The following is a 20,309-nucleotide window of genomic DNA, read 5'->3' as shown; positions in this document are numbered from 1 at the left end:
ATCGGCCGGTGCGGGCTTCGCGGGCAGGAGTTTTCACCCCGGTCCGGGCGGGCATCCTGACTTGAGCTCTGGTGATCATGGACAGGAGGATGGATGATGCCGAATTCGTCGATCAAGAACGAGAAGTTGTACAAAGACCTCCGCAAGCAGGGCGACTCGAAGGAGAAGGCCGCCCGCATCTCGAATGCGGCCGCGGCCCGGGGCAAGTCCTCGGTCGGGCGCAAGGGCGGCAAGTCGGGCTCGTATCAGGACTGGACCGTCCCGCAGCTCAAGAAGCGCGCGAAAGAACTTGGCATGTCGGGGTATTCGAGCCTGACGAAGGACAAGCTGGTAGCCAAGCTGCGGAATCACTGACCGTCGCGAGCACAGGTGAGGCCGAGCCGCTCGATCAACACCAGGAATGCCACCGCGTAGTCGTTGTCGGCGGTCTGCGCCCTGATCTGATCCCAGTCCAGCTGTTCGCGCACCGCGCGCACGGCGGGCAGCAGCCTGGCGAAGTCGCAGTAATGCTCGCCCAGGGACCGCAGTTGCTGAATCAGCACCATGGTGGGCGGCAGCACGGGCATCCGGATGGCCAGCACGTCGTGCTGCTCGGCGTGGTCCAGGGTCGACGTTTCGACCCGCACGCCGTTGAGGCGGTGCAGGACGTCGACGACCGTTTCGCCGGCGCGCGCCTTGAACAGCCAGTCCTCCGGCGGCCGTTCGACGGCGAAGCCCGCGTCGCTGAGGGTGCCGACGGCGTCGTCCACGTCCGACTCGGCCACCACCAGGTCCACGTCGTGAGTGGGCTCGGGCGCGCCGTAGGCCCACAGTGCGTAGCTGCCGGCCAACGCGAAACGCGGTCCGTTCTCCTTGAGCGCCGAGGCCGCACCCCGCAGCGCCCCCCGCAGCGGCGTGCTGGACGCGGGCGGGTCGACGTGGGTTCCGTGGGTTGTCGTCTCGTGGGCGGTCATCGTGCCTAGGTGATACCCCGCGGGCGAGGGGCGGAACCTGCGCGGACGCGGCGCCGGGAGGGTAAGCCGTTTAAGTTGCGGCCCTTTGGGCAAATCTTACGGTTATGTCAGCCGCCCGGCTCCATGTGCGTGATGCCGCAGCCGCCCCGATCTCCGCCCACGACCAACGGGCGGAGTCGCCGGTGTGTGGGGGCATCGGCGGCCTTCGCGCCCTGGCCTGCGGCGCGGGTGTCGGCCTCGTCGCGCGGTGTGAGCCCGCGGGCAACCACATCCACCGCGACACCGAATCGTCCGTCATCACGTCGGCGCGAACCCGGGCTCGGGCGCCCCACGGGTTCGCTCACCGCCTCAGGCAACTGGGGAGATCGGTGGCGGGTGATTGCGCGTGACGGCGGGATTGGTCAGGCATTGGCTGGAGTCCGGTCGGCTCGAGCTGCCACTGCCCGCCTCCGGGCGCACCGCCGAACGTTGGCAGCGCCTGGCGTCGCTGGCCGAAGAGAACATCGTGGCGGCCAGGGTCGCCGAAGCCCATGCCGACGCCGTCGCGATCCTGCACGAATTGGGCGGTAAACCACCGGAATCCGGTCAACTGTGGGGCGTCTGGGCCGCCGAGTCCCCGGACGCGGTGTTGACGGCGACCGATGTCAACGGCGCGTTCACCCTGACGGGTACCAAGGTGTGGTGCTCGGGCGCCGGGTTCTGCACCCACGCGCTGGTGACCGCCCGGCTCGAGGACGGAACGCCGGGCCTGTTCGCCGTCCAGGTGACGGATCCGGGCGTCAAACCCCTGCCCAGCACCTGGTGGAACGCGGGAATGGCGGGCAGCGACACCCGGCCCGTGCAGTTCACCAACACCCACGCCGTGGCCGTCGGCGACCCGGGCGACTATGTGAACCGGCCCGGCTTCTGGCACGCGGCGATCGGCGTGGCCGCCTGCTGGCTGGGTGGCGCTCGCAGGGTCGCCGATCCCCTGTATCGTTGCGCCGCAAGCGAATCCGCCGACGCCTACTCGTTGGCTCACCTCGGCGCCGTGGACGCCGCGCTGGCCGCGGGCGACGCGATCCTGGCCGTTGCGGCCACCCAGGTCGATTCCGATCCGTTCGACCGGGCCGGCACCGCGCAGCTGCTGGCCCGGCGCGTCCGCTCGGTCGTGGAACACGCGGTCGACGAAGCCATCACCCGCACCGGCCGCGCGCTGGGGCCCGGCCCGCTCTGCCAGGACGGGCGGCACGCCCAGCGCGTCGCCGACCTGAGCATCTACATTCGGCAAAGCCACGCCGAGCGGGACCTCGCCGAGCTGGGGCGGCTGGCGGGCCGACGGCCCTGAGGCGCGACGTGAGAACCGCATCGACCAGCAACCGCGACCGGTTCGCCGCCAAGCCGCTCACCCACGGCGGCACTCCGGCGCCGTTGTGGCTGGCCGCTTTCGAGCGCGGCCCCGTGCCGCCACTGGACTTGGGCGAGTGCCCACGCCTGATCGTCGTCACCCCCCACCCCGACGACGAAACCCTCGGACTGGGCGCGACGATCGCCCAACTGGTCGCGTCGCGCGTCGACGTCCGGGTGGTCTCGGTCAGCGACGGGGGGACGGCCCAGCCCGGTGCGACGCGATCCGGCCGGATTCGTCTGGCGACCACGCGTCGATACGAATTGCGCAGGGCCAGCGACGTTTTAGGCGTCAGTCCGCCCGTCACGCTGGGCCTGCCCGGCGGCGAGCTGGCCGACCACGAGGACGCGATCACCGAGTCGCTCGTCGACATCCTCGCGACCGCCGGTCCCGACACCTGGTGCGCGGCGACCTGGCGGGGAGACGGGCACCCCGATCATGAGGCGGTGGGACGGGCGGCGGCGGCGGCGTGCGCGCGCACTGGCGTCGCGCTGCTCGAATATCCGATTTGGATGTGGCATTGGGCCGCCCCGGCCGATCCGACGGTGCCGTGGGACCGCGCCCGCTCGCTGCCCGCACCCGGCTGGGCCATCAACCGCAAACGCCTTGCGGCGCAGTGCTATCGGAGCAGGCTGGGACCCAGCCGCGCCGGGCGCGCGACCGTCGTGCCGCCATTCGTCCTGCAGCGACTGCTCGCCGTGGGAGAGGTCGTGTTCCGGTGAGAGATCCTAGGCGGTCGTGACCGCCCACCCGGGAAAGTGGGTAGGAGGACCCTATGCGCGTGGCGACCTTCAACATCCTGCACGGCCGCACCGTAGGTGACGGGGTGGAATTACCGCGGCTGCGCGACTGCGTGCGCCGCCTCGATCCCGACGTCCTGAGCCTGCAAGAGGTCGACTGTGATCAGCCGCGCTCCGACCGCGCCGACCTCACCGCGGTGGCGGCCGAAGCCATGGGGGCCGTCGAGCACCGGTTCGTGGCCGCGATCTCCGGCACCCCGGGGGCGACGTGGATGGCCGCCACAGGTCACGAGCAGCCCGGGACGGCGGCCTACGGAATCGCGCTGCTGTCGCGCTACCCGGTGGCGAGCTGGCAGGTGGTGCGGCTGCCCCGCATTCCGATGCGTTTTCCCATGTACCTGCCCGGGCCCAACCGGGTGATGATCGTCGACGAGGAGCCGCGGGCGGCGGTGATCGCGCAGCTGCACACCCCGATGGGCGGGCTGACGGTGGCCAACACGCACCTGTCGTTCGTGCCGGGCTGGAATCGTCGCCAGCTACGCAGGCTGGTGCACGACCTGCGCGGCTTGCCGGGCCCGCGGCTGCTGACCGGCGACCTGAACATGACCCCCAAGACGGTGCGGCGCTGGTCGGGCATGCGGGCGTTGGCCGCCGCCGCGACCTTCCCCGCGGATGCCCCCGACCGCCAGCTCGATCACATCGTGACCGACGACCGCCGCCTGCGCGGCAGCGCCGTCGAGAGCGAGCCCATGGGGATCTCCGACCATCGACCGCTGGTGGTCGAGCTCGCACACGCGTGAAGCACGGCGCTCAGGCCTGGGGACGCCCCGCCCATCCCATCGCGCTCAGCCGGCGGCGGACCCGCTCGATCTCGCCGACCGAGGGCAGCTCGTCGGTGACCCGCGTGATCGCTACCCCGACGTCAACGTTGGTGATCGGACCACGTTCGAGCGCAGCCAATTTCGTCGCAATGGTGGTGACCTCGTCGTCGGACACCCGTCGCGGCAACAGCGCCAGGAGCGGCGCGTATCCGAGCGCTGGCGCACCGCTCGGGTAACCCGCGCGCAAGAACGCGAGAACGCTCGAGACCCGGCCGGTCAAGCCCATCGTCCACCTCGCTAGTCCACCGCACGCTACACACCGGCGGTCGGTTCTAGCCAGGGATAACCCGGCTCGGCGGTTTGAAACCGCGGCGCGGACACGAAAAAGAGGCCCGGCCCCGAGCGGGACCGGACCCCTTCGCCGGCGACTTACTGGTTTTCCTTCTCGCGCTGCTCGGCGGCCTCCGCACCGGCCCGCGCGGACTCGGCTTCGGCCTCCTTCTTGCCCGCGTCGCGCTGAGCGTCGGCCTTGTCCTGCTGGGCCTGACCCTCCTTGACCACGTCGTCGCGACCGAGCACGGCCCCGCCGACTTCCTTGACCTTGCCCTTCACGCCCTCGACGGTGCCCTGAACGGCTTCCTGCGGCCCGCTCTTGCCATCCCCCATGGATCGACCTCCCTTTGGTTACTGTGCAACTCGCCCCTACGGCGTTCCCGCCGGCCGACCCGCCAAACTCTCGTGTCGGTGTGCGCGCGATCACGGGAGAGCGTTTGCCGCCGAATTGGACAGTTTCAACCGGGATCTGCTGGGTAGTTGCTCAGCGACCAACGAAAGGGGGTGAGGGTTCTGACCACGATCGCCGTAATCGGGGCGACCGGTACGGTCGGATCCCGCGTCGTCGCCAGGCTCAAGGCCCGCGACGTCGGGGTCGTTGAGGTTTCCCGCGCTCACAGCGTCGACCTGCTCGACGGGGAGAGCCTATACCGGGCGCTCAAGGGAGCAGATGTCGCGATCGACGTATCCAATCCCGTGCCGGCCGACGGGCAGCCCACCATCACCCAGGCCCTGATTACCGCCTCCCGCAACGTCATGGGTGTCTGCTCCGCGCGGGGGGTCCAGCGCCTGGTGGTGTCGACGATGGCCTGCATCGACGATCCCGTGTTCGACGGGACCCCGTACTACGAGGCCAAGCGCGCGGCGAAACAGATCCTGCTCGACGGTCCGGTCCCGACCACGGTCGTGAAATCCACTCAGTGGTTCGAGTTCGCCACCGGCGCCGCGGGGCCGGTCAATCGTGACGGGGACGAGGTGATCGTCGAGGACTGGTTGATCCAGCCCATCGCCGCCGACACCGTCGCCGACGTACTCGTCGAGACGGCGCTGGGACAGACGCCTACGCCGCGCAGCATCACCGGTCCGGACGCCATCCGGCTGCCCCAACTGACATCGAAAGTCCTTGACCGGCAAGGTGACAGCCGTTCCGTACGCGTAGTACCGCCGCCCGTTCCCGCGCTCGCCACGGGAGCGTTGCTGGCGTCCGATCAGGCGATCGTCCTCGGTCCCGACGTCGAGACTTGGTTGAGTTCGCTCCCCCCAGCCGGTGCCGACGGTCACGCGAAGGACGGCGGTGACGGCGCGCACGCGTCGGTGGACCGGCCGGATTTCTCCCGCATCTGAGCGGCGTCCCAGGGCCGGGACAGTGCCGATTTCAGGTCACGATTCCGTCACGATGTCGATTACGGTTCCTTAAGAATCACGGTGTGGTCTTAAGAATTCTCAACGTTGCCAACGGGAATTGACCATTCGCTTAGTGAACGATCACGTTCCCTGGCCGTATTGATGGATTTTGCCTTCCGCGTTCGTCGCGAGCGAACCCGGCACCTTTCGACTTCCGCTACTTTGGTTTTCGAGGATCGGGAGCCTCTGTCGAGAACCAATTCGCAATTTCTGTAAGGACACACTGATCATGAAAATCAGCAGTATTGTCGCGCGCCGGCGACTGGCCGGCATCAGTGCCGGCTGCCTGCTCGGGGGGATCACCATGGGCGTCGTCGCACCGTCCGCGGCCGCGGCGCCCGACTGCAGCCCCGGCGGAGTCAACGCCACCGTCTCGTCCGTGCGGGGCTCGGCCGAGCAGTACCTGGCGGCACATCCGGGCGCCAACCAGGTGGTCACGGCCGCCTACGGCCAGCCGCGTCCGGAGGCCGCGGCGAACCTGCGGGGCTACTTCACGGCGCATCCGCAGGAGTACTACGACCTGCGCGGCATCCTGGCGCCGATCGGCGACACCGAACGGCAGTGCAACGTCTCGGCCCTGCCGCCGACCCTGGAGTCGGCCTACCAGGAGTTCATGGCCGGCTGAGCTGCGCCGCGATCCGCCGAACGGCCCGCCACGACGCTGTGGCGGGCCGTTTCGTCGCGACGTGTGAACGGCAACCGCGACGGGTAATTGTCCAGTCAGCGAACGTAACTGGAGGAAAATGATGCGGCTGCGTCGCAGCGTTCTCAACAAGCCGGGCATCGCGCGCAAGCGCCGCGGGAAAGGCTTCGCGTATTACGGGCCCGACGGCGAACTGCTGGCCGACCCGCAAACCCTACAGCGCATCAAGGATCTGGTCATTCCGCCGGCCTGGAAAAACGTGTGGATCTCCCCGCACCCGAACGGACACATTCAGGCCGTCGGCGTCGACGCCGCCGGCCGCCGCCAGTACCTCTACCACAGCGCATGGCAACAGGAACGCGCCGAGGAGAAGTTCGACCGCGTCCTGGAACTGTCCACCCGGTTGCCACAGTGGCGCGCCGTTATCGAAAAAGACCTGACGCGCGGCGGGCTGACCCGCAATCGGGTGCTGGCGCTGGCGTCGCGCCTGCTGGATCGCGGGTATTTCCGCGCCGGCGGAGAGCAGTATGCCGAGGAGAACGAGTCGTACGGCCTGGCGACCCTGCAGTGCGATCACGTAGTGGTCCGGCGCGATGCGGTCCAATTCGACTTTCCCGCCAAGAGCGGTGTGCGCCGCACCGTGGAGATCGAGGATCCCCAGGTGGTCCGCGCGGTGCGCGCGCTGACGCGCCGGCCCGAACGAACCGAACGACTCCTGGTGTGCCGCACCGCGTCCGGCTGGGTCGAGTTGCGGTCCGACGACCTCAATGCCCGATTCAAGGAACTCGTCGGCGACGAATACACCGTCAAGGACCTGCGGACCTGGCACGGAACCGTGCTGGCGGCAACGGCGTTCGCCGACGCGGACCCGGCCGTTTCCCGGCGGGTGGCCAAACGCGTGGAATCCACCGTCATGAAGGAGGTTGCCGAGGAGCTGGGCAACACCCCGGCGGTGGCCCGCGGGTCCTACGTCGACCCGCGCGTGGTGACCGGGTATGAACAGGGGCTCACGATCGCCGCGGCCACGCGGCGCGCCGAACGCGCCCGCGACCCCGACGCCGCCCAGGAGATCCTCGACAAGGCCACGCGCAATCTGATCCGGCGAGTGGCCAAGGGCCACACCGCATCCGGATCGTCCGCGCTGCTCAAGAGCGCGTGACCCGAGCGCGGGCCGAGCTGCCCCTTGCTGCCTGCGGAAAAACGGACGAATAACGGCGCCGATCTTGGGTATGCCCGTCGTGTGGGAAGTGCCCTGGCGGCTCAGTCACGCCAGGTTGCGGTCGAAACAGACGGCCGCGGGCGATCGCAGCAAACCACGCGCCACCGTGTCTCCTGCGTGCCCGGCGTACCTAGCGAACATCACGGAAAACCGTCTGTCTAGGAGGAACATCAATGGCCAAGCAAGAGGTCTCGGACTACCTGTTGGAGCGATTGCGGGCATGGGGCATCGAGCACGTGTTCGCCTACCCCGGTGATGGCATCAACGGGTTACTCGCCGCGTGGGGTCGCGCCGACAACAAGCCCAAATTCATCCAGTCGCGCCACGAGGAGATGAGCGCCTTCGAGGCGGTCGGCTACGCGAAATTCACCGGCCGGGTCGGCGTGTGCGCGGCCACGTCGGGGCCGGGCGCGATCCATCTGCTCAACGGCCTCTACGACGCCAAACTCGACCACGTTCCGGTGGTGGCCATCGTCGGGCAGACCAACCGCACCGCCATGGGCGGCAACTACCAGCAGGAGGTCGACCTGCTGAACCTGTTCAAGGACGTCGCCAGCGACTACGTCCAAATGGTCACCGTCCCAGAGCAATTGCCCAACGTGCTGGATCGCGCGATCCGGATCGCGATGACCCAGCGGGCGCCCACGGCGTTGATCATCCCCAGCGACGTGCAGGAGCTGCCGTACTCGCCGCCAGAGCACGCGTTCAAGATGGTGCCCTCCAGCCTGGGCATCGAATACCCCGAAATCGCCCCCGACGACGCGGCCATCACACGCGCGGCCGAGATCCTCAATGCGGGCAAGAAGGTGGCCATCCTGGCGGGCACCGGTGCGCGCGGAGCGCACGAAGAGCTGGCCCAGGTCGCCGACCTCCTCGGGGCCGGGGCGGCCAAGGCGCTGCTGGGCAAAGACGTGCTGTCGGACGAATTGCCTTGGGTCACCGGCTCTATCGGCCTGCTGGGCACGCGGCCGAGCTACGAGCTGATGCGGGACTGCGACACGCTGCTCACGGTGGGATCCAGCTTCCCCTACACGCAGTTCCTGCCCGATTTCGGGCAGGCCCGCGCGGTGCAGATCGACGTCGACGGCCGGCTCATCGGGATGCGCTACCCCTACGAGGTCAACCTGGTGGCCGACGCGAAAACCGCGCTGCGGGCGCTGATTCCGCACCTGCGCCGCAAGGAGGACCGGTCATGGCGGGAAGGGATCGAGAAGAACGTAGCGCGCTGGTGGGAGACGATGGACATGGAAGCGCACGTCAGCGCCGACCCCATCAACCCGATGCGGCTGTACTCCGAGCTCTCCCCCAAGCTGCCCGACGACGCCATCGTGACGGCCGACTCCGGCTCGGCGGCCAACTGGTATGCCCGCAATCTGCGCTTCCGCGGCAACATGCGGGGTTCGCTGTCCGGCACGCTGGCCACCATGGGACCGGGTGTGCCGTACGCGATCGGCGCCAAATTCGGCCACCCGCGCCGGCCCGTCATCGCGTTCGTCGGCGACGGCGCCATGCAGATGAACGGCATGGCCGAGCTGATCACCATCAAACGGTACTGGCAGGAGTGGGCGGATCCACGGCTGATCATCGCGATCCTGCACAACAACGACCTCAACCAGGTCACCTGGGAGATGCGCGCCATGGCAGGGTCGCCGAAATTTCATGAATCCCAAGCGCTTCCGGATGTCGACTTCGCCGCGTTCGCGGCCAGCCTGGGCCTCAACGCGATGGCCATCAAGGACCCGGATCAGCTCGAGGGCGCGTGGGGCAACGCGTTGTCGGCCGACCGACCCACCGTGCTGGACGTCTTCACCGACCCCGACATGCCGCCCATCCCGCCGCATGCCACCTGGGAGCAGTTCAAGTCGTCCGCCGCCGCGGTGCTCTCCGGCGACGAGGACCGCAGGGGCTTCATCAAGGTCGGCCTGAAGACCAAGGCGCAGGAGTTCATGCCGCACAGGAAGGGATGAGCGTCAGCGGCCGGCGACGATCCCGGCACGCGCGCTGCGCAGGTCGTCGACGAAGAGCCGGTAGGACTCGATGTGCCGGTCGCTGCGATCGCGCAACACCGCCGACGGGTGGACCGTCGCCACCACGACGGGCTCGGGCTCCAGGTCGACCAGGGAGTCCGGTAGCGACACCCGCCGGCCGCGCTGGGCGGAGACCCGAAACGTCGCTCCCAGAAGGGATTGCGCGGCGGTCGCGCCCAGGCAGACGATCACCCGCGGCCGCACGGCCTCGATCTCGGCGATGAGCCACGGCCGGCAGGCCACCACCTCGGTGCGGCCGGGCTTCTGGTGGATCCGTCGCTTGCCGCTCTTGCGGCTGAACTTGAAGTGTTTGACCGCGTTGGTCACGTACGCCAGCCCCGGAGCGATGCCGGCGTCTTCGAGGGCCCGGTCGAGCAGCCGCCCGGCCGGACCGACGAACGGCTCGCCCGCGAGGTCCTCCTGGTCGCCCGGCTGCTCGCCCACCAGCATGATGGGCGCTCCGGGGTCTCCGCGACCGAACACCGTCTGAGTGGCGTCGGCGAAAAGCGGGCAGCCGCGGCAGCATTCGGCCGCCGCCCGCAGCGCCTCCAGCCCGCGTTCGGCGGGCAGGTAACGGTCGGCGCCGGGGGTCTTGGCGGCGGTCATGGTTTTTCCTCAGCGCGGGACGGGGTGTCCCCACTCCCCCTCGAGTGGGGACACCCCGTGAGTCGTGCTAGCCCTTGCCGACGATGGCGTCGCGGGCGCGGTCCAGCATCGCCGCGAACGGTCCGGCGGCGAGGTTGGCCGCCTGCGACTCGACACCGGCGTGCGGGCGGGTCGGCGCGATCGCCTCGGCGAGTTTGGCCGCGCGGCCCATCCGTTCGAGCTCGTCGTCGCTCAGCTCCTGTCCGAGCTTGGAGAACTCGTCGTGCTCCTCGTGCTCGGCGTGCTCGACGACCGCGTCACGCAGTTGCGTCAGCATGCTGGTGAACTCCGCGCTGTCGACGTCGAGCTTCTCCAGCTTCTGCAGGACGGTCTTGGCCTCGTGCTCTTCGTGAAGCCGCTCGTCGACCACCGCGGCGCCGTCGGAGAGCTTCCGCTTGGCGCGCGGGTGCACGATCTCCTCCTCGGCCGTCTCGTGGACGGCCAGCAGTCGCCGGAGTTCGACGAACGCCTTCTCACGTTCTTTCCCCGAAGCCGCCAACGTCTCGGCGAACAACGACTTGATCTGCTGGTGTTGACTGACGAGAAAGTCGACCACATCGGTGGGCGACTTGATGGCGCTCTGAGCCATGGTGTCCTTCCCCTGATTCGGCGCGCGGGCTGTTGCGCGCTTTCTTTCGGCTACCCGAGGAAATCCGCCACCAAACGGGTACGGCCGCCCACCAGCGGGTAGTTCCTCACCAAGTCGCGAAAGGCAACCCGCGAAAGGGAGGACGCCTATGGCCGGCCGTGTCCGCACCCGGGCGGCGATCCTGGGCGCGCTCGTCGTCACGGCGGGGTGCGCCGCGCCCGGCGCATCGTTGGAAAGCGCCCCCGACGTCGTGCTGTGGTCGGTCGCGGCGCCCTTGCGCGCGCCGGTGTGGTCGTATCGCGCGCACGCCCTTGTCGCGCTCACCGCCGATCACCGGCTTGCCGAGGTGAGCGCCGGTGACCACCCGGGCGCCGCCGACACCCGGTTCTCGGCGCCCATGGCGGCCGGACGCAACCTGCAGATCAGCCAGAAAGACGATCGCATCGTGTTCGTGCCGCAGCCCGACCGCGGCCGGGTCGCCGAGGTCGACCTCCAAAGCCTGCGCCAGATCGGCGATTTCGATGCCGGACCCGCCCCGGCGTATCTGTCTGAGGACGCCGGGTTGCGGACGCTGCTGGCGCTGTCGTCGGACGGGAAGTCGGTGACGCCGGTGGACCAATACGGCTTGCGCAAACTGCCCACCGCCGGAATCACCGGTGATCGCGCGGACAGCATCGACGGCGCCAACCGCGGCCGCGAGATCGAATACCACGCCTATGCGCCGTCGGGAATCCGCCATTACCAAGGGTATTCGTCTCCCGCCGAAGAGCGCGGGTCGCTGCCCATGAACGTCGCCGTCTCGGCGGGCGACGGCGCCGCGGTGACCCGCAGCTACGTGGCCGGGCCCGACGACAGCACGCTGTACGCGGTGGACTCGCGCCGCGGCGGTGAGGGCCTGGCGGTGCTGGCCAGCACCCGGCTGCCGTCCCCCATCCGGGAACTGGGCACCGACGACACCCGGCTCTACGCCGCCACCGACCACGAGCTGGTGGTGCTCGAGACCGCCAGCTTCACCGGCTTCCCGACCCGGAGCATCCCCGTCATCCGCGTCATCGGCTACCGGGCCGGACTGCCGCCGGCGGCCCAGTCGGCGGCGCTGTCGGGCATGGCGATCGGGCCGCATCGAGTGTACCTGACCTTGGCCGACAGGCCCTACGTGGTCAGCGTGGCCAAACCGCGCCTGTGATCGGCTACATTGCGGGCAGGTTCGGCCGGTAAGGAGGCGCTGGCGTGACCGACCCGCAGGACCGGTATTGGCAGAACCCGTACACCTACGACCCACTGGGCCGGGTGCCGCCGACCCCGCCGCCGTTGGAACCGCCGCCGCTCCCGCCGCCGGCCCCCGCCCCGCCGTACCGACCGCCCGTCAACGTGCTGGCGACGCTGTCGCTGGTGTTCGCGTTCGTGTTCGCGCCGGTCGGCGCGATCCTGGGACACGCGGGGCTGGCGCAGATCCGCCGCACCGGCGAGCCCGGCCGGGACCGCGCCCGGGCGGGGCTGGCGCTGTCGTACGCGTTCATCGCCGTCGGCGTCGCCGCCCTGGTCGCGTGGGCCACCCTGGGCCCCGCCCCGTCCCCGCAGACCGCCGCGCCCGCGACCACCTCCTCGGGCCCGGTGACCCCCGCCGGCCCGGGTCCGGTCACACCGGACGCCCTGGCGGCGCTGCTGCCGGGCGCCGACGCCCTGAAGAACCTCACGACCGACCAGAACCTCGAGGCGGGCCAGACCTGGAACAACCCGGGCCGTCCGGGCGCGGCGGGGGCCATCGACCGGCCCGAATGCTGGGGCAGCATCGCCCCGGGCACACCGGACGCCTACACCGGCGACGTGGCCGGATACCACGCGGCGGAGTACCGCGACACGCACACCTTCCTCAAGTCGACCCAGGTCATCGAGGCGGTCGTGGCCTTCCGCGACCCGGCTGCGGCGCAGTCGCAGCTCGCGGCGCTGCTGTCGGGATGGCGCCGCTGCAGCGGCCTGACCGTGACGCTGACACCGCCCAGCGGGGAGGCGCTCCCCTTTGCGGTGGGCGCGCCCGCCGATGCGGGCAACGGCATCACCACGCTGGACCTGACACCCCGGGGCCTGCAAATCCGCTCGGCCCGGGCGATCGCGGCCAAGGCCAACGTGATCGTCGACCTGATGGTCTCCTGCAGCGGCACGTCGGACGCCGAGCAGCCGCGGCTGGCCGGGGTGGGCATCGCCACCTACGTGCTGGGCAAGATCCCTGGCTAGGGTGGGCGCATGAAGTATCTCGACGTCGACGGAGTGGGACGGGTCAGCCGGATCGGCTTGGGCACCTGGCAGTTCGGGTCACGGGAATGGGGCTACGGCGAGGGTTACGCCTCGGGCGCCGCGCGTGACATCGTGCGCCGCGCGCTCGCCCTGGGGGTGACGCTGTTCGACACCGCCGAGGTGTACGGGCTGGGCAAGAGCGAGCGGATCCTCGGCGAGGCGCTCGGCGACGAACGCGCCGACGTCGCGGTGGCCAGCAAGATCATGCCGGTCGCGCCGTTCCCGGCGGTGGTCAAGCAGCGCGAGCGCGCCAGCGCGCGACGGCTGGGCCTGGACCGCATCCCGCTCTACCAGATCCACCAGTCCAATCCACTGGTCCCCGACACCGTGATCATGCCGGGCATGCGCGACCTGCTCGAGGGCGGCAAGATCGGCGCGGTCGGCGTCTCCAACTACTCGCTGGAGCGGTGGCGGAAGGCCGACGCCGCGCTCGGCCGGCCGGTCGTCAGCAACCAGGTTCACTTCTCGCTGGCGCACGCGGGGCCGCTGGAGGACCTGGTGCCCTTCGCCGAGCGGGAGAACCGCATCGTGATCGCCTACAGCCCGCTCGAGCAGGGACTGCTCGGCGGCAAATACGGCCTGGACAACCGTCCCGGTGGCGTCCGGGCGCTCAACGCGCTGTTCGGCACGGAGAACCTGCGCCGCGTCGAGCCGCTGTTGCAGACGCTGCGCGACGTGGCGACCACCGTCGGCGCCAAACCGGCTCAGGTGGCGCTGGCCTGGCTGATCAGTTATCCGGGGGTCGTCGCGATCCCCGGCGCGTCCAGCGTCGAGCAGCTCGAATTCAACGTCGCCGCAGCCGACATCGAACTGCCGCCGGACGCCCGTGAGGCGCTCACCGGGGCGGCCCGCGCCTTCCGGCCGGTCTCGGCCGGGCGTTTCCTGACCGACCTGGTCCGGGAGAAGCTGGGCCGCTAGTTTCGCGCCGAGATTGCCGTCAGGGCCGTGGCCAGGCCCTCGAGAACAGCCACCACGGCAATCTCGGCGCGGACGCGCGAACGCGCGGACCCGCGGACGCGCGGACGCGCAGACCCGCAGACCCGCTAGGACTGCGCGGAATCGGCGAACACCGCGGGGCTCGCGGGCGCGCCCCTGGCCACCACCACCGGCATCGAGGTCGCGGCGTTGGTCCGCAGGATGGTGTGCACCACGTCGATGAGGTCCTCGACCGGCATCAGCTTGCCGGGCATGCAGCCGCGGGAGGCCCACAGCGGCACGGCCTTCATCGCGAGGTCCATGTCCCAGCCGATGTTCATTCCCGTGGCCGCGTCCCCTTCGCCACCCGGGCATTCGCCGACGATGAGCGTGGTGAAGCCGATGTCGGGGTGTTCGGCCCGCCACGCGTCGACCATCCGCTCGAGGGCCGCCTTGCTGACGCCGTACGCGCCCAGGCCCGGCCACGGCGGCCCGAACGTGCCGGCGTCGGAGGACAGGTACACCGCCTTGCCCGCCGAGACCGTCAGGTGCGGCACCGCCGCGGCCGTCACCAACGCCGCGCCGACGACGTTGGTGTCGAAGATGCGCCGCCAGGTCGCGGCGTCGGTGTCGACCATGCGGACCAGCGGGCCGACGGCGGGGGTGTAGACGACGTTGTCGATACCGCCCAGGGCGTCGGCGGCGGCGGCGATCGCCGACCGACACGACGCCTCGTCGGTGACGTCGCATTCGATGGCGATCGCGCCCGGGCCGGCGTCCCTGGCCGCCGCCTCGATGCGTTCGCGGCGCCGGGCCAACAGCGCGACCTGATCGCCGCGCTGGGCGAGGCCCACGCCGATGCAGCGACCGAGTCCACTCGAGGCGCCGACCACCACTGTCCTTGACATATTTGCCCTCTCTTGTAACGTGCTGCCGTCGGCAAGAACCTACCGGACATCGCCCGTCACGCGGTGAGGGTTGGGCCACTCAAATCCGGACGACGGTGTTCCGGTCACCTTGCTTGGCCCGATACATGGCCGTGTCCGCCCGGGCCGTGATCGTGTCAACGGACTCGCCGGGCAACGCGAGCGTGGCGCCGATGCTCAGCGTCGTGGACAAGACCTTTCCGGATGTCTGGATGGGTTCGGCGGCACGGCAGCGAATCTTGTCCGCGATCCGGGCGAGCTCGTCGCTGCTGTGGATGTCGGGCAGGAGGACGAGGATCTCGTCACCCCCCATCCGGCCCACCGTGTCCCCCCCGCGCACACTTGCGCGGATCCTGGTGGCGAGGGTGGTGAGCACACCGTCGCCGACGCCGTGGCCCCAGGTGTCGTTGATTTCCTTGAAGCGGTCGACGTCGCAGAAGAGGACCCCGACGTATGTCCCGAGGGGCCGCGGTTTCTGCAGCGCGGCCTCGAGCCGGCTGATGGTCTCGGCCCGATTCATCAGGCCGGTGAGGGTGTCGAACCGTGCCATCCGTTCTAGCCGCCGCTCCGCCTGGACCTGGTCGTCGATGATGCGCACCGCGGCGATCAGACCGTCGGTGTTGCCCTCGTCGTCGACATACGGTTTGCCGTGGCCCTCGACCCAGTGGTACTTGCCGTCGGCGGAGCGCACCCGGAACCGTTGCAGGACCGATTCGCCGCCGGCGACCCTCTGCAGGGCGGCGGTGACCGTCTCGAGATCTTGCGGATGAATGTGCCGGTCGAAATCCGAGCCGGTCCAGCCCTCGGCCGGCCGGCCCAGGGCGGCCTCCACGGACGGCGAAACCCACGCGACCTCGCCGTCCCGCACGTGCACGACGATGTCCACCGCGTTGTCGGCGATGAGGCGGTAGCGCGCCTCAGCGTCGGCGCGTTGCTTGCTGACCAGCTCCTTCTCGATCAGCAGTTTCTGCTCGCGCTGGATGAAGTAGAACGTGATCGCCCCGACGACGGCCGTGCCCAGCATTATCGAAAAGGTCCAGTCCGCGTGCTCGCCCAGATGAAGCCGCAGGAAGAAGGGCCGCGACAGCGCGACGACGACCGGAAGGGCGGCCAGCAGAACCGCCAACCGCAGCAGCGTCTTCTTGTCGGGTCGGGCGAGCAGCCAGGCGACCGGAGACCGGTCGGGACGTGCCAGCGTCGTCGCGGCGGCGAGCAGCAGCAGGGCCACGGCCGTCATGAGCGCCTGGCCGGTCGACGGCGAGAAGCCCACCAGCGCCAACGCGCCGAACAGGTAGGCCCCGACCGTGACGGACGGGATAAGCGCGCCGGCCACCATGCACGCGGGCCAGACCACGCGGGTACCGCGATCCACGCGAATCAGCGCCGCGGCCGCCGCCAGGGGCAGGACCGACGACGTCGTCTGCGCGCTGGGACGCCCCGGCCACGTCTGTTGCGACGTGCGTATCGCGTCGGAGAACCACACCAGGTCCAGGCCGGTCGACGGCCCACCGACCACGTACTCCACGGTGGTGATGGCTGCAAAGGCACCCACCACCAGGGCGAAGCCCCGCCCGGCCCAGACCCGCCCGCGCGACGGGCGGCCCGACTGCAACAGGATCGCCGCAGCCAGCCCTAGCAGCCACAACGCCGTCCACGGCATCATCTGCGGCCAGGCCGGATCGATCCGGGTCAGCCAGTCGATGCCGGCCGCCCAGCCCACCCACGTCATGGCCGCAAGGGCAAATACCACCAGCAGGGCGATCCGCCTGCACCAGGCCACGTCGTTCAGGCACGCGTCGGGGCTCGACCTTTCCATCGGCTGCCCCTTCCTCCCCCCACCGGCGGCGCAACCGACAGTGTGCGGGAAGGGGCGTCCGGCGGCGGAGGGCACAAGGTAACCAACCTGTGGGCGAAAGGTCACCGATGGTGCACGATCGCCGGCCGCACCGCCGGTGCGGGTCAGCCTCCGTCGGGCGCCTGCAAGACCACGGCGGTGTGCGCGTCCACGGTGAAGGTGCCTCCCCCGGGCACTTCCTCCGCGGGCGTCTCCTCGTCGGGCCCGGTGAACACCACGAGCTGCCATGCGGCGCCGAATTCCTTTGGCGGCAGTGTGAATTCGATCGCCTCGTAATGGGCGTTGAAACACAACAGGAACGAGTCGTCGAGCACCCGTTGCCCCCGGGGGTCCCGGTCGGGGATGCCGTGCCCGTTGAGGAACACCGCGACGGATTTCGCAAACCCCGCGCCCCAGTCCTCCTCGGTCATCTCGGTGCCCTCCGGGGTGAACCAGGCGATGTCGGGCAGCCCGTCCTGGCCGCGGCGGCCCAGCGGCTTGCCGGAAAAGAAGCGGCGCCTGCGGAAGACCGGGTGGTTGGCGCGCAGCGCCGATACCACCCGGGTGAACTCCAGCAGGCCGTTGTCGGCATTCGCCCAGTCGATCCAGGTGAGCTCGTTGTCCTGGCAGTAGCCGTTGTTGTTGCCGTTCTGGGTGCGGCCCAGCTCGTCGCCGTGGCAGATCATCGGCACACCCTGCGACAGCAGCAGCGTGGTGAGGAAGTTGCGCTGCTGGCGGGCCCGCAGGGCGTTGACGCCCTCGTCGTCGGTGGGACCCTCCGCGCCGCAGTTCCATGACCGGTTGTGGCTTTCGCCGTCGTTGTTGTCCTCGCCGTTGGCCTCGTTGTGCTTTTCGTTGTAGGACACCAGGTCGCGCAGCGTGAAGCCGTCGTGGGCGATGACGAAGTTGATCGAGGCGACCGGCCGGCGCGCGGTGTGCTCGTACAGGTCGGCGGACCCGGTCAGCCGGTAGGCGAACTCGTCGAGCGTGGACGGCTCCCCGCGCCAGAAGTCGCGGACGGCGTCGCGGTACTTGCCGTTCCATTCCGTCCACTGCGGCGGGAAGTTGCCGACCTGGTATCCGCCCGGCCCGACGTCCCAGGGTTCGGCGATCAGCTTGACCTGACTGACTGTCGGATCCTGTTGCACGAGTTCGAAAAACGCCGCGAGGCGATCCACGTCGTAGAACTCTCGGGCCAGCGTCGCCGCCAGGTCGAACCGGAAGCCGTCGACGTGCATCTCGAGCACCCAGTAGCGCAGCGAGTCCATGATCAGCTGCAGCGCGTGCGGGTGCCCGACGTTGAGGCTGTTGCCCGTGCCGGTGTAGTCCATGTAGTAGCGCTTGTCGTCGTCGACCAGCCGGTAGTAGGCGGCGTTGTCGATCCCCCGCATCGACAGTGTCGGGCCCATGTGGTTGCCCTCGGCGGTGTGGTTGTAGACGACGTCGAGGATGACCTCGATCCCGGCCTCGTGCAGGGCCCGCACCATCGCCTTGAACTCCTGCACCTGCCCGCCGGGAGAGGTGGCGCTGGAGTACTTGAAGTCGGGCGCGAAGAACCCGATCGTGTTGTAGCCCCAGTAATTCGAGAGGCCTTTGTCGACCAGGGTGGAGTCGTTGGCGAAATGGTGCACCGGCATCAGCTCGATGGCGGTGACCCCGAGGCTCTTGAGGTGCTCGATGATCACCGGGTGGGCCACGCCGGCGTACGTGCCACGCAGCTGCTCGGGGATGTCCGGGTGGGTCTGCGTCAGGCCCTTGACGTGCGCCTCGTAGATGACCGTGTCGGCGTACTGGTGGTCCGGCGGCCGGTCGTTGCCCCAGTCGAAGTAGGGGTTGATCACCACCGACTTCGGCATGAAGGCGGCGGAGTCGTCGTCGTTGCGGCTGTCCGGGTCGCCAAAGTTGTAGCTGAACAGGGCCTGGTCCCACTCGAACGAGCCGTCGATGGCCTTCGAGTAGGGGTCCACCAGCAGCTTGTTCGGGTTGCACCGCAGACCGTTCTGCGGATCGTACGGTCCGTGGATGCGGTAGCCGTAACGTTGGCCGGGCTCGATGTTGGGGATGTAGGCGTGCCAGACGAATCCGTCGACCTCGGGCAGTGTGACCCGGCTCTCGGTGCCGTCGGCGTCGAACAGGCACAACTCCACCCGTTCGGCCACTTCGCTGAACACGGCGAAATTGGTGCCCGCACCGTCGTAGGTCGCGCCCAGGGGATAGGCCCGGCCCGGCCACACCTCTCCGGTGGGCGTGGGGGCGGGCGTTTCTGCGGAGGTCATGGCGCAATCAATACCCTACCCGCGGCACCCCCAAACGGCCGCTCGGAAGGGGTTGCACCCCAAGGTTTTTCACGGCTTGAGGATGACCTTGACCGCCCCGTCCTGCTTCTTCTGGAAGATCTCGTACGCGTGCGGGGCCGCGTCGAGCGGCAGCACGTGGGAGGCGAAGGTGTCGAGACCGAGGGGGTCGTCGTCGGTGAGCAGCGGCATGATGTCGTCAACCCACCTCTTCACGTTCGCCTGGCCCATCCGCAGCGTCACCTGCTTGTCGAACAGGGTGAGCATCGGCAGCGGGTCCGCCATCCCGCCGTACACCCCGATCAGCGATATCGTGCCGCCGCGACGCACGATATCGATGGCGGAATACAGCGCACTGAGCCGGTCCACCCCGGCGGTCTGCATGAGCCGCTTGGCGAAGACGTCCGGCAGCATTCCGGTGGCCTGCTGGGCCAGCCGGGCCGCCGGGGAACCGTGCGCTTCCATGCCCACCGCGTCGATGACCGAGTCGGAGCCCCGCCCGTCGGTCAGGTCCCGGATCGCGTCGCCCAGCGAGGAATCCAGGCGCCCCAGGTCGATGGTGTGGATGCCGCGTTGCGCGGCGCGTCCCAGGCGTTCGGCCACCAGGTCGACGGCGAACACCCGGTAGCCCAGATGATGTGCGATGCGCGCGGCCATGTCGCCGATGGGCCCCAGGCCGAGCACGGTCACCGTGCCGCCGTCCGGGATGTCGGCGTAGGCCACCGCCTGCCACGCGGTGGGCAGCACGTCGGACAGGTAGACGAATCGCGAATCCGGCGGTCCCACAGGGACTTTGATGTGGGTGAACTGCGCCTGAGGGACGCGCAGCAGCTCGGCTTGGCCGCCGGGGATTTCGCCGTAGAGCTCCGAGTAGCCGAACAGTGCCGCGCCCATGCCCTGCTCGCGCACCTGGGTCGTCTCGCATTGGGTGTAGAGCTGGTGGTCGCACATGTAGCAACTGCCACAAGAGATTTGGAACGGGATGACGACCCGGTCCCCGACCCGCAGGTCGCCCGCTTCGTCGCCGACCTCCCGCACGATTCCCATGGGTTCGTGCCCCAGGATGTCTCCGGGCTTCATGAACGCCCCGAGGATCTCATACAGATGCAGATCTGATCCGCAGATATTGGTCGACGTGACCTCGATGATGGCGTCGGTGGGCCTCTCGATCTTGGGGTCGGGCACCGATTCCACCCGCACGTCGCGCTTGCCGTGCCACGTAACAGCTTTCATGTGGATGGCACATACCCGTCTGGGCAGGCGCGAAACTCCGGCCCATGCGGC

At 69.3% G+C, this 20,309-nt stretch carries 21 protein-coding genes; 11 read left to right on the top strand and 10 right to left on the bottom strand.

The genetic code is table 11. The features are described from left to right. Window positions 1–96 precede the first annotated feature (96 nt). A complete protein-coding gene (locus tag A5692_RS13825; RefSeq protein ID WP_007168278.1) occupies window positions 97–354 on the top strand; it encodes a hypothetical protein in 258 nt (85 codons plus the stop codon). Here A5692_RS13825 and A5692_RS13820 read toward each other — a convergent pair. Both A5692_RS13820 and A5692_RS29085 read right to left on the bottom strand, forming a co-directional pair. Continuing rightward, window positions 348–953: a nucleotidyltransferase family protein gene (locus A5692_RS13820; RefSeq protein ID WP_068056857.1), complete on the bottom strand. Its 606-nt coding sequence runs from the start codon at window positions 951–953 to the stop codon at window positions 348–350. The genes A5692_RS13825 and A5692_RS13820 overlap by 7 nt on opposite strands. 107 nt (window positions 954–1,060) lie before the next feature. Continuing rightward, the gene (locus A5692_RS29085; protein ID WP_156766077.1) at window positions 1,061–1,297 is read right to left on the bottom strand and encodes a hypothetical protein; all 237 of its coding nucleotides are present in this window, start codon (window positions 1,295–1,297) and stop codon (window positions 1,061–1,063) included. Between the two features lie 41 nt (window positions 1,298–1,338). Between A5692_RS29085 and A5692_RS13815 the strand changes: the two genes are divergently transcribed. Genes A5692_RS13815 through A5692_RS13805 form a run of 3 tightly spaced genes read left to right on the top strand, consistent with a single transcriptional unit; the run spans window position 1,339 to window position 3,880 of the window. Further along, the gene (locus A5692_RS13815; protein ID WP_068056856.1) at window positions 1,339–2,280 is read left to right on the top strand and encodes an acyl-CoA dehydrogenase family protein; all 942 of its coding nucleotides are present in this window, start codon (window positions 1,339–1,341) and stop codon (window positions 2,278–2,280) included. 8 nt (window positions 2,281–2,288) lie between these two features. Beyond that, window positions 2,289–3,062, top strand: a complete 774-nt coding sequence (locus A5692_RS13810; RefSeq protein ID WP_068056855.1) for a PIG-L deacetylase family protein — start codon at window positions 2,289–2,291, stop codon at window positions 3,060–3,062. A gap of 53 nt (window positions 3,063–3,115) precedes the next feature. After that, window positions 3,116–3,880, top strand: coding sequence for an endonuclease/exonuclease/phosphatase family protein (locus A5692_RS13805; RefSeq protein WP_068056854.1), 765 nt, complete (start codon window positions 3,116–3,118; stop codon window positions 3,878–3,880). 10 nt (window positions 3,881–3,890) lie between these two features. Here the strand turns inward: A5692_RS13805 and A5692_RS13800 are convergent, their stop codons facing one another. Both A5692_RS13800 and A5692_RS13795 read right to left on the bottom strand, forming a co-directional pair. After that, entirely contained in the window at window positions 3,891–4,187 is a 297-nt protein-coding gene (locus A5692_RS13800; protein WP_068056853.1) for a DUF3349 domain-containing protein, read from the bottom strand. Window positions 4,188–4,330: 143 nt separating this feature from the next. Then, window positions 4,331–4,567 carry a general stress protein CsbD gene (locus A5692_RS13795; protein WP_068056852.1) on the bottom strand — a complete coding sequence of 79 codons (237 nt, stop codon included), beginning with the start codon at window positions 4,565–4,567 and terminating at the stop codon, window positions 4,331–4,333. A 171-nt stretch (window positions 4,568–4,738) separates the two neighbouring features. On the opposite strand from A5692_RS13795, the gene A5692_RS13790 reads away from it, so the two are divergent. The 4 genes from A5692_RS13790 to A5692_RS13775 all read left to right on the top strand — a co-directional run bounded on the left by A5692_RS13790 (window position 4,739) and on the right by A5692_RS13775 (window position 9,467). After that, on the top strand, window positions 4,739–5,578 hold the full coding sequence (locus A5692_RS13790; protein WP_068056851.1) for an SDR family oxidoreductase: 840 nt from the start codon (window positions 4,739–4,741) through the stop codon (window positions 5,576–5,578). Between the two features lie 289 nt (window positions 5,579–5,867). Then, the gene (locus A5692_RS13785) at window positions 5,868–6,263 is read left to right on the top strand and encodes a heme-binding protein (protein ID WP_068056850.1); all 396 of its coding nucleotides are present in this window, start codon (window positions 5,868–5,870) and stop codon (window positions 6,261–6,263) included. Window positions 6,264–6,384: 121 nt separating this feature from the next. After that, window positions 6,385–7,440, top strand: coding sequence for a DNA topoisomerase IB (locus tag A5692_RS13780; protein ID WP_068056867.1), 1,056 nt, complete (start codon window positions 6,385–6,387; stop codon window positions 7,438–7,440). A 233-nt stretch (window positions 7,441–7,673) separates the two neighbouring features. Beyond that, window positions 7,674–9,467 carry a thiamine pyrophosphate-requiring protein gene (locus tag A5692_RS13775; RefSeq protein WP_068056849.1) on the top strand — a complete coding sequence of 598 codons (1,794 nt, stop codon included), beginning with the start codon at window positions 7,674–7,676 and terminating at the stop codon, window positions 9,465–9,467. 3 nt (window positions 9,468–9,470) lie between these two features. Here the strand turns inward: A5692_RS13775 and A5692_RS13770 are convergent, their stop codons facing one another. Together A5692_RS13770 and A5692_RS13765 are read right to left on the bottom strand one after the other, a co-directional pair. After that, entirely contained in the window at window positions 9,471–10,133 is a 663-nt protein-coding gene (locus A5692_RS13770) for a UdgX family uracil-DNA binding protein (protein WP_068056848.1), read from the bottom strand. Window positions 10,134–10,200: 67 nt separating this feature from the next. After that, a complete protein-coding gene (locus A5692_RS13765; RefSeq protein ID WP_068056846.1) occupies window positions 10,201–10,761 on the bottom strand; it encodes a hemerythrin domain-containing protein in 561 nt (186 codons plus the stop codon). Between the two features lie 148 nt (window positions 10,762–10,909). On the opposite strand from A5692_RS13765, the gene A5692_RS13760 reads away from it, so the two are divergent. From A5692_RS13760 to A5692_RS13750, 3 genes are read left to right on the top strand one after another with little or no spacing between them, the layout of a single operon-like run. Further along, entirely contained in the window at window positions 10,910–11,947 is a 1,038-nt protein-coding gene (locus A5692_RS13760; RefSeq protein ID WP_068056845.1) for a hypothetical protein, read from the top strand. 44 nt (window positions 11,948–11,991) lie between these two features. Further along, window positions 11,992–12,996, top strand: coding sequence for a sensor domain-containing protein (locus A5692_RS13755; protein WP_068056844.1), 1,005 nt, complete (start codon window positions 11,992–11,994; stop codon window positions 12,994–12,996). Window positions 12,997–13,005: 9 nt separating this feature from the next. Then, window positions 13,006–13,974, top strand: coding sequence for an aldo/keto reductase (locus tag A5692_RS13750; RefSeq protein ID WP_068056842.1), 969 nt, complete (start codon window positions 13,006–13,008; stop codon window positions 13,972–13,974). 125 nt (window positions 13,975–14,099) lie between these two features. Here the strand turns inward: A5692_RS13750 and A5692_RS13745 are convergent, their stop codons facing one another. The 4 genes from A5692_RS13745 to A5692_RS13730 form a co-directional block, all read right to left on the bottom strand. After that, window positions 14,100–14,867: an SDR family oxidoreductase gene (locus tag A5692_RS13745; RefSeq protein ID WP_082962685.1), complete on the bottom strand. Its 768-nt coding sequence runs from the start codon at window positions 14,865–14,867 to the stop codon at window positions 14,100–14,102. Window positions 14,868–14,958: 91 nt separating this feature from the next. Then, a complete protein-coding gene (locus A5692_RS13740) occupies window positions 14,959–16,713 on the bottom strand; it encodes a diguanylate cyclase domain-containing protein (RefSeq protein WP_068056838.1) in 1,755 nt (584 codons plus the stop codon). Window positions 16,714–16,856: 143 nt separating this feature from the next. Then, window positions 16,857–19,007 (bottom strand): glycogen debranching protein GlgX, encoded by a 2,151-nt coding sequence (gene glgX / locus A5692_RS13735; protein WP_068056836.1) that lies wholly within the window; start codon window positions 19,005–19,007, stop codon window positions 16,857–16,859. Window positions 19,008–19,076: 69 nt separating this feature from the next. Next, a complete protein-coding gene (locus A5692_RS13730) occupies window positions 19,077–20,258 on the bottom strand; it encodes a zinc-dependent alcohol dehydrogenase (protein WP_068056834.1) in 1,182 nt (393 codons plus the stop codon). Window positions 20,259–20,309: the final 51 nt, after the last annotated feature.

Origin of the sequence: Mycobacterium sp. E342, assembly GCF_001667665.1 — a bacterium.
GTDB lineage: Bacteria > Actinomycetota > Actinomycetes > Mycobacteriales > Mycobacteriaceae > Mycobacterium.
This window is presented reverse-complemented; position numbering and strand designations above follow the sequence as displayed.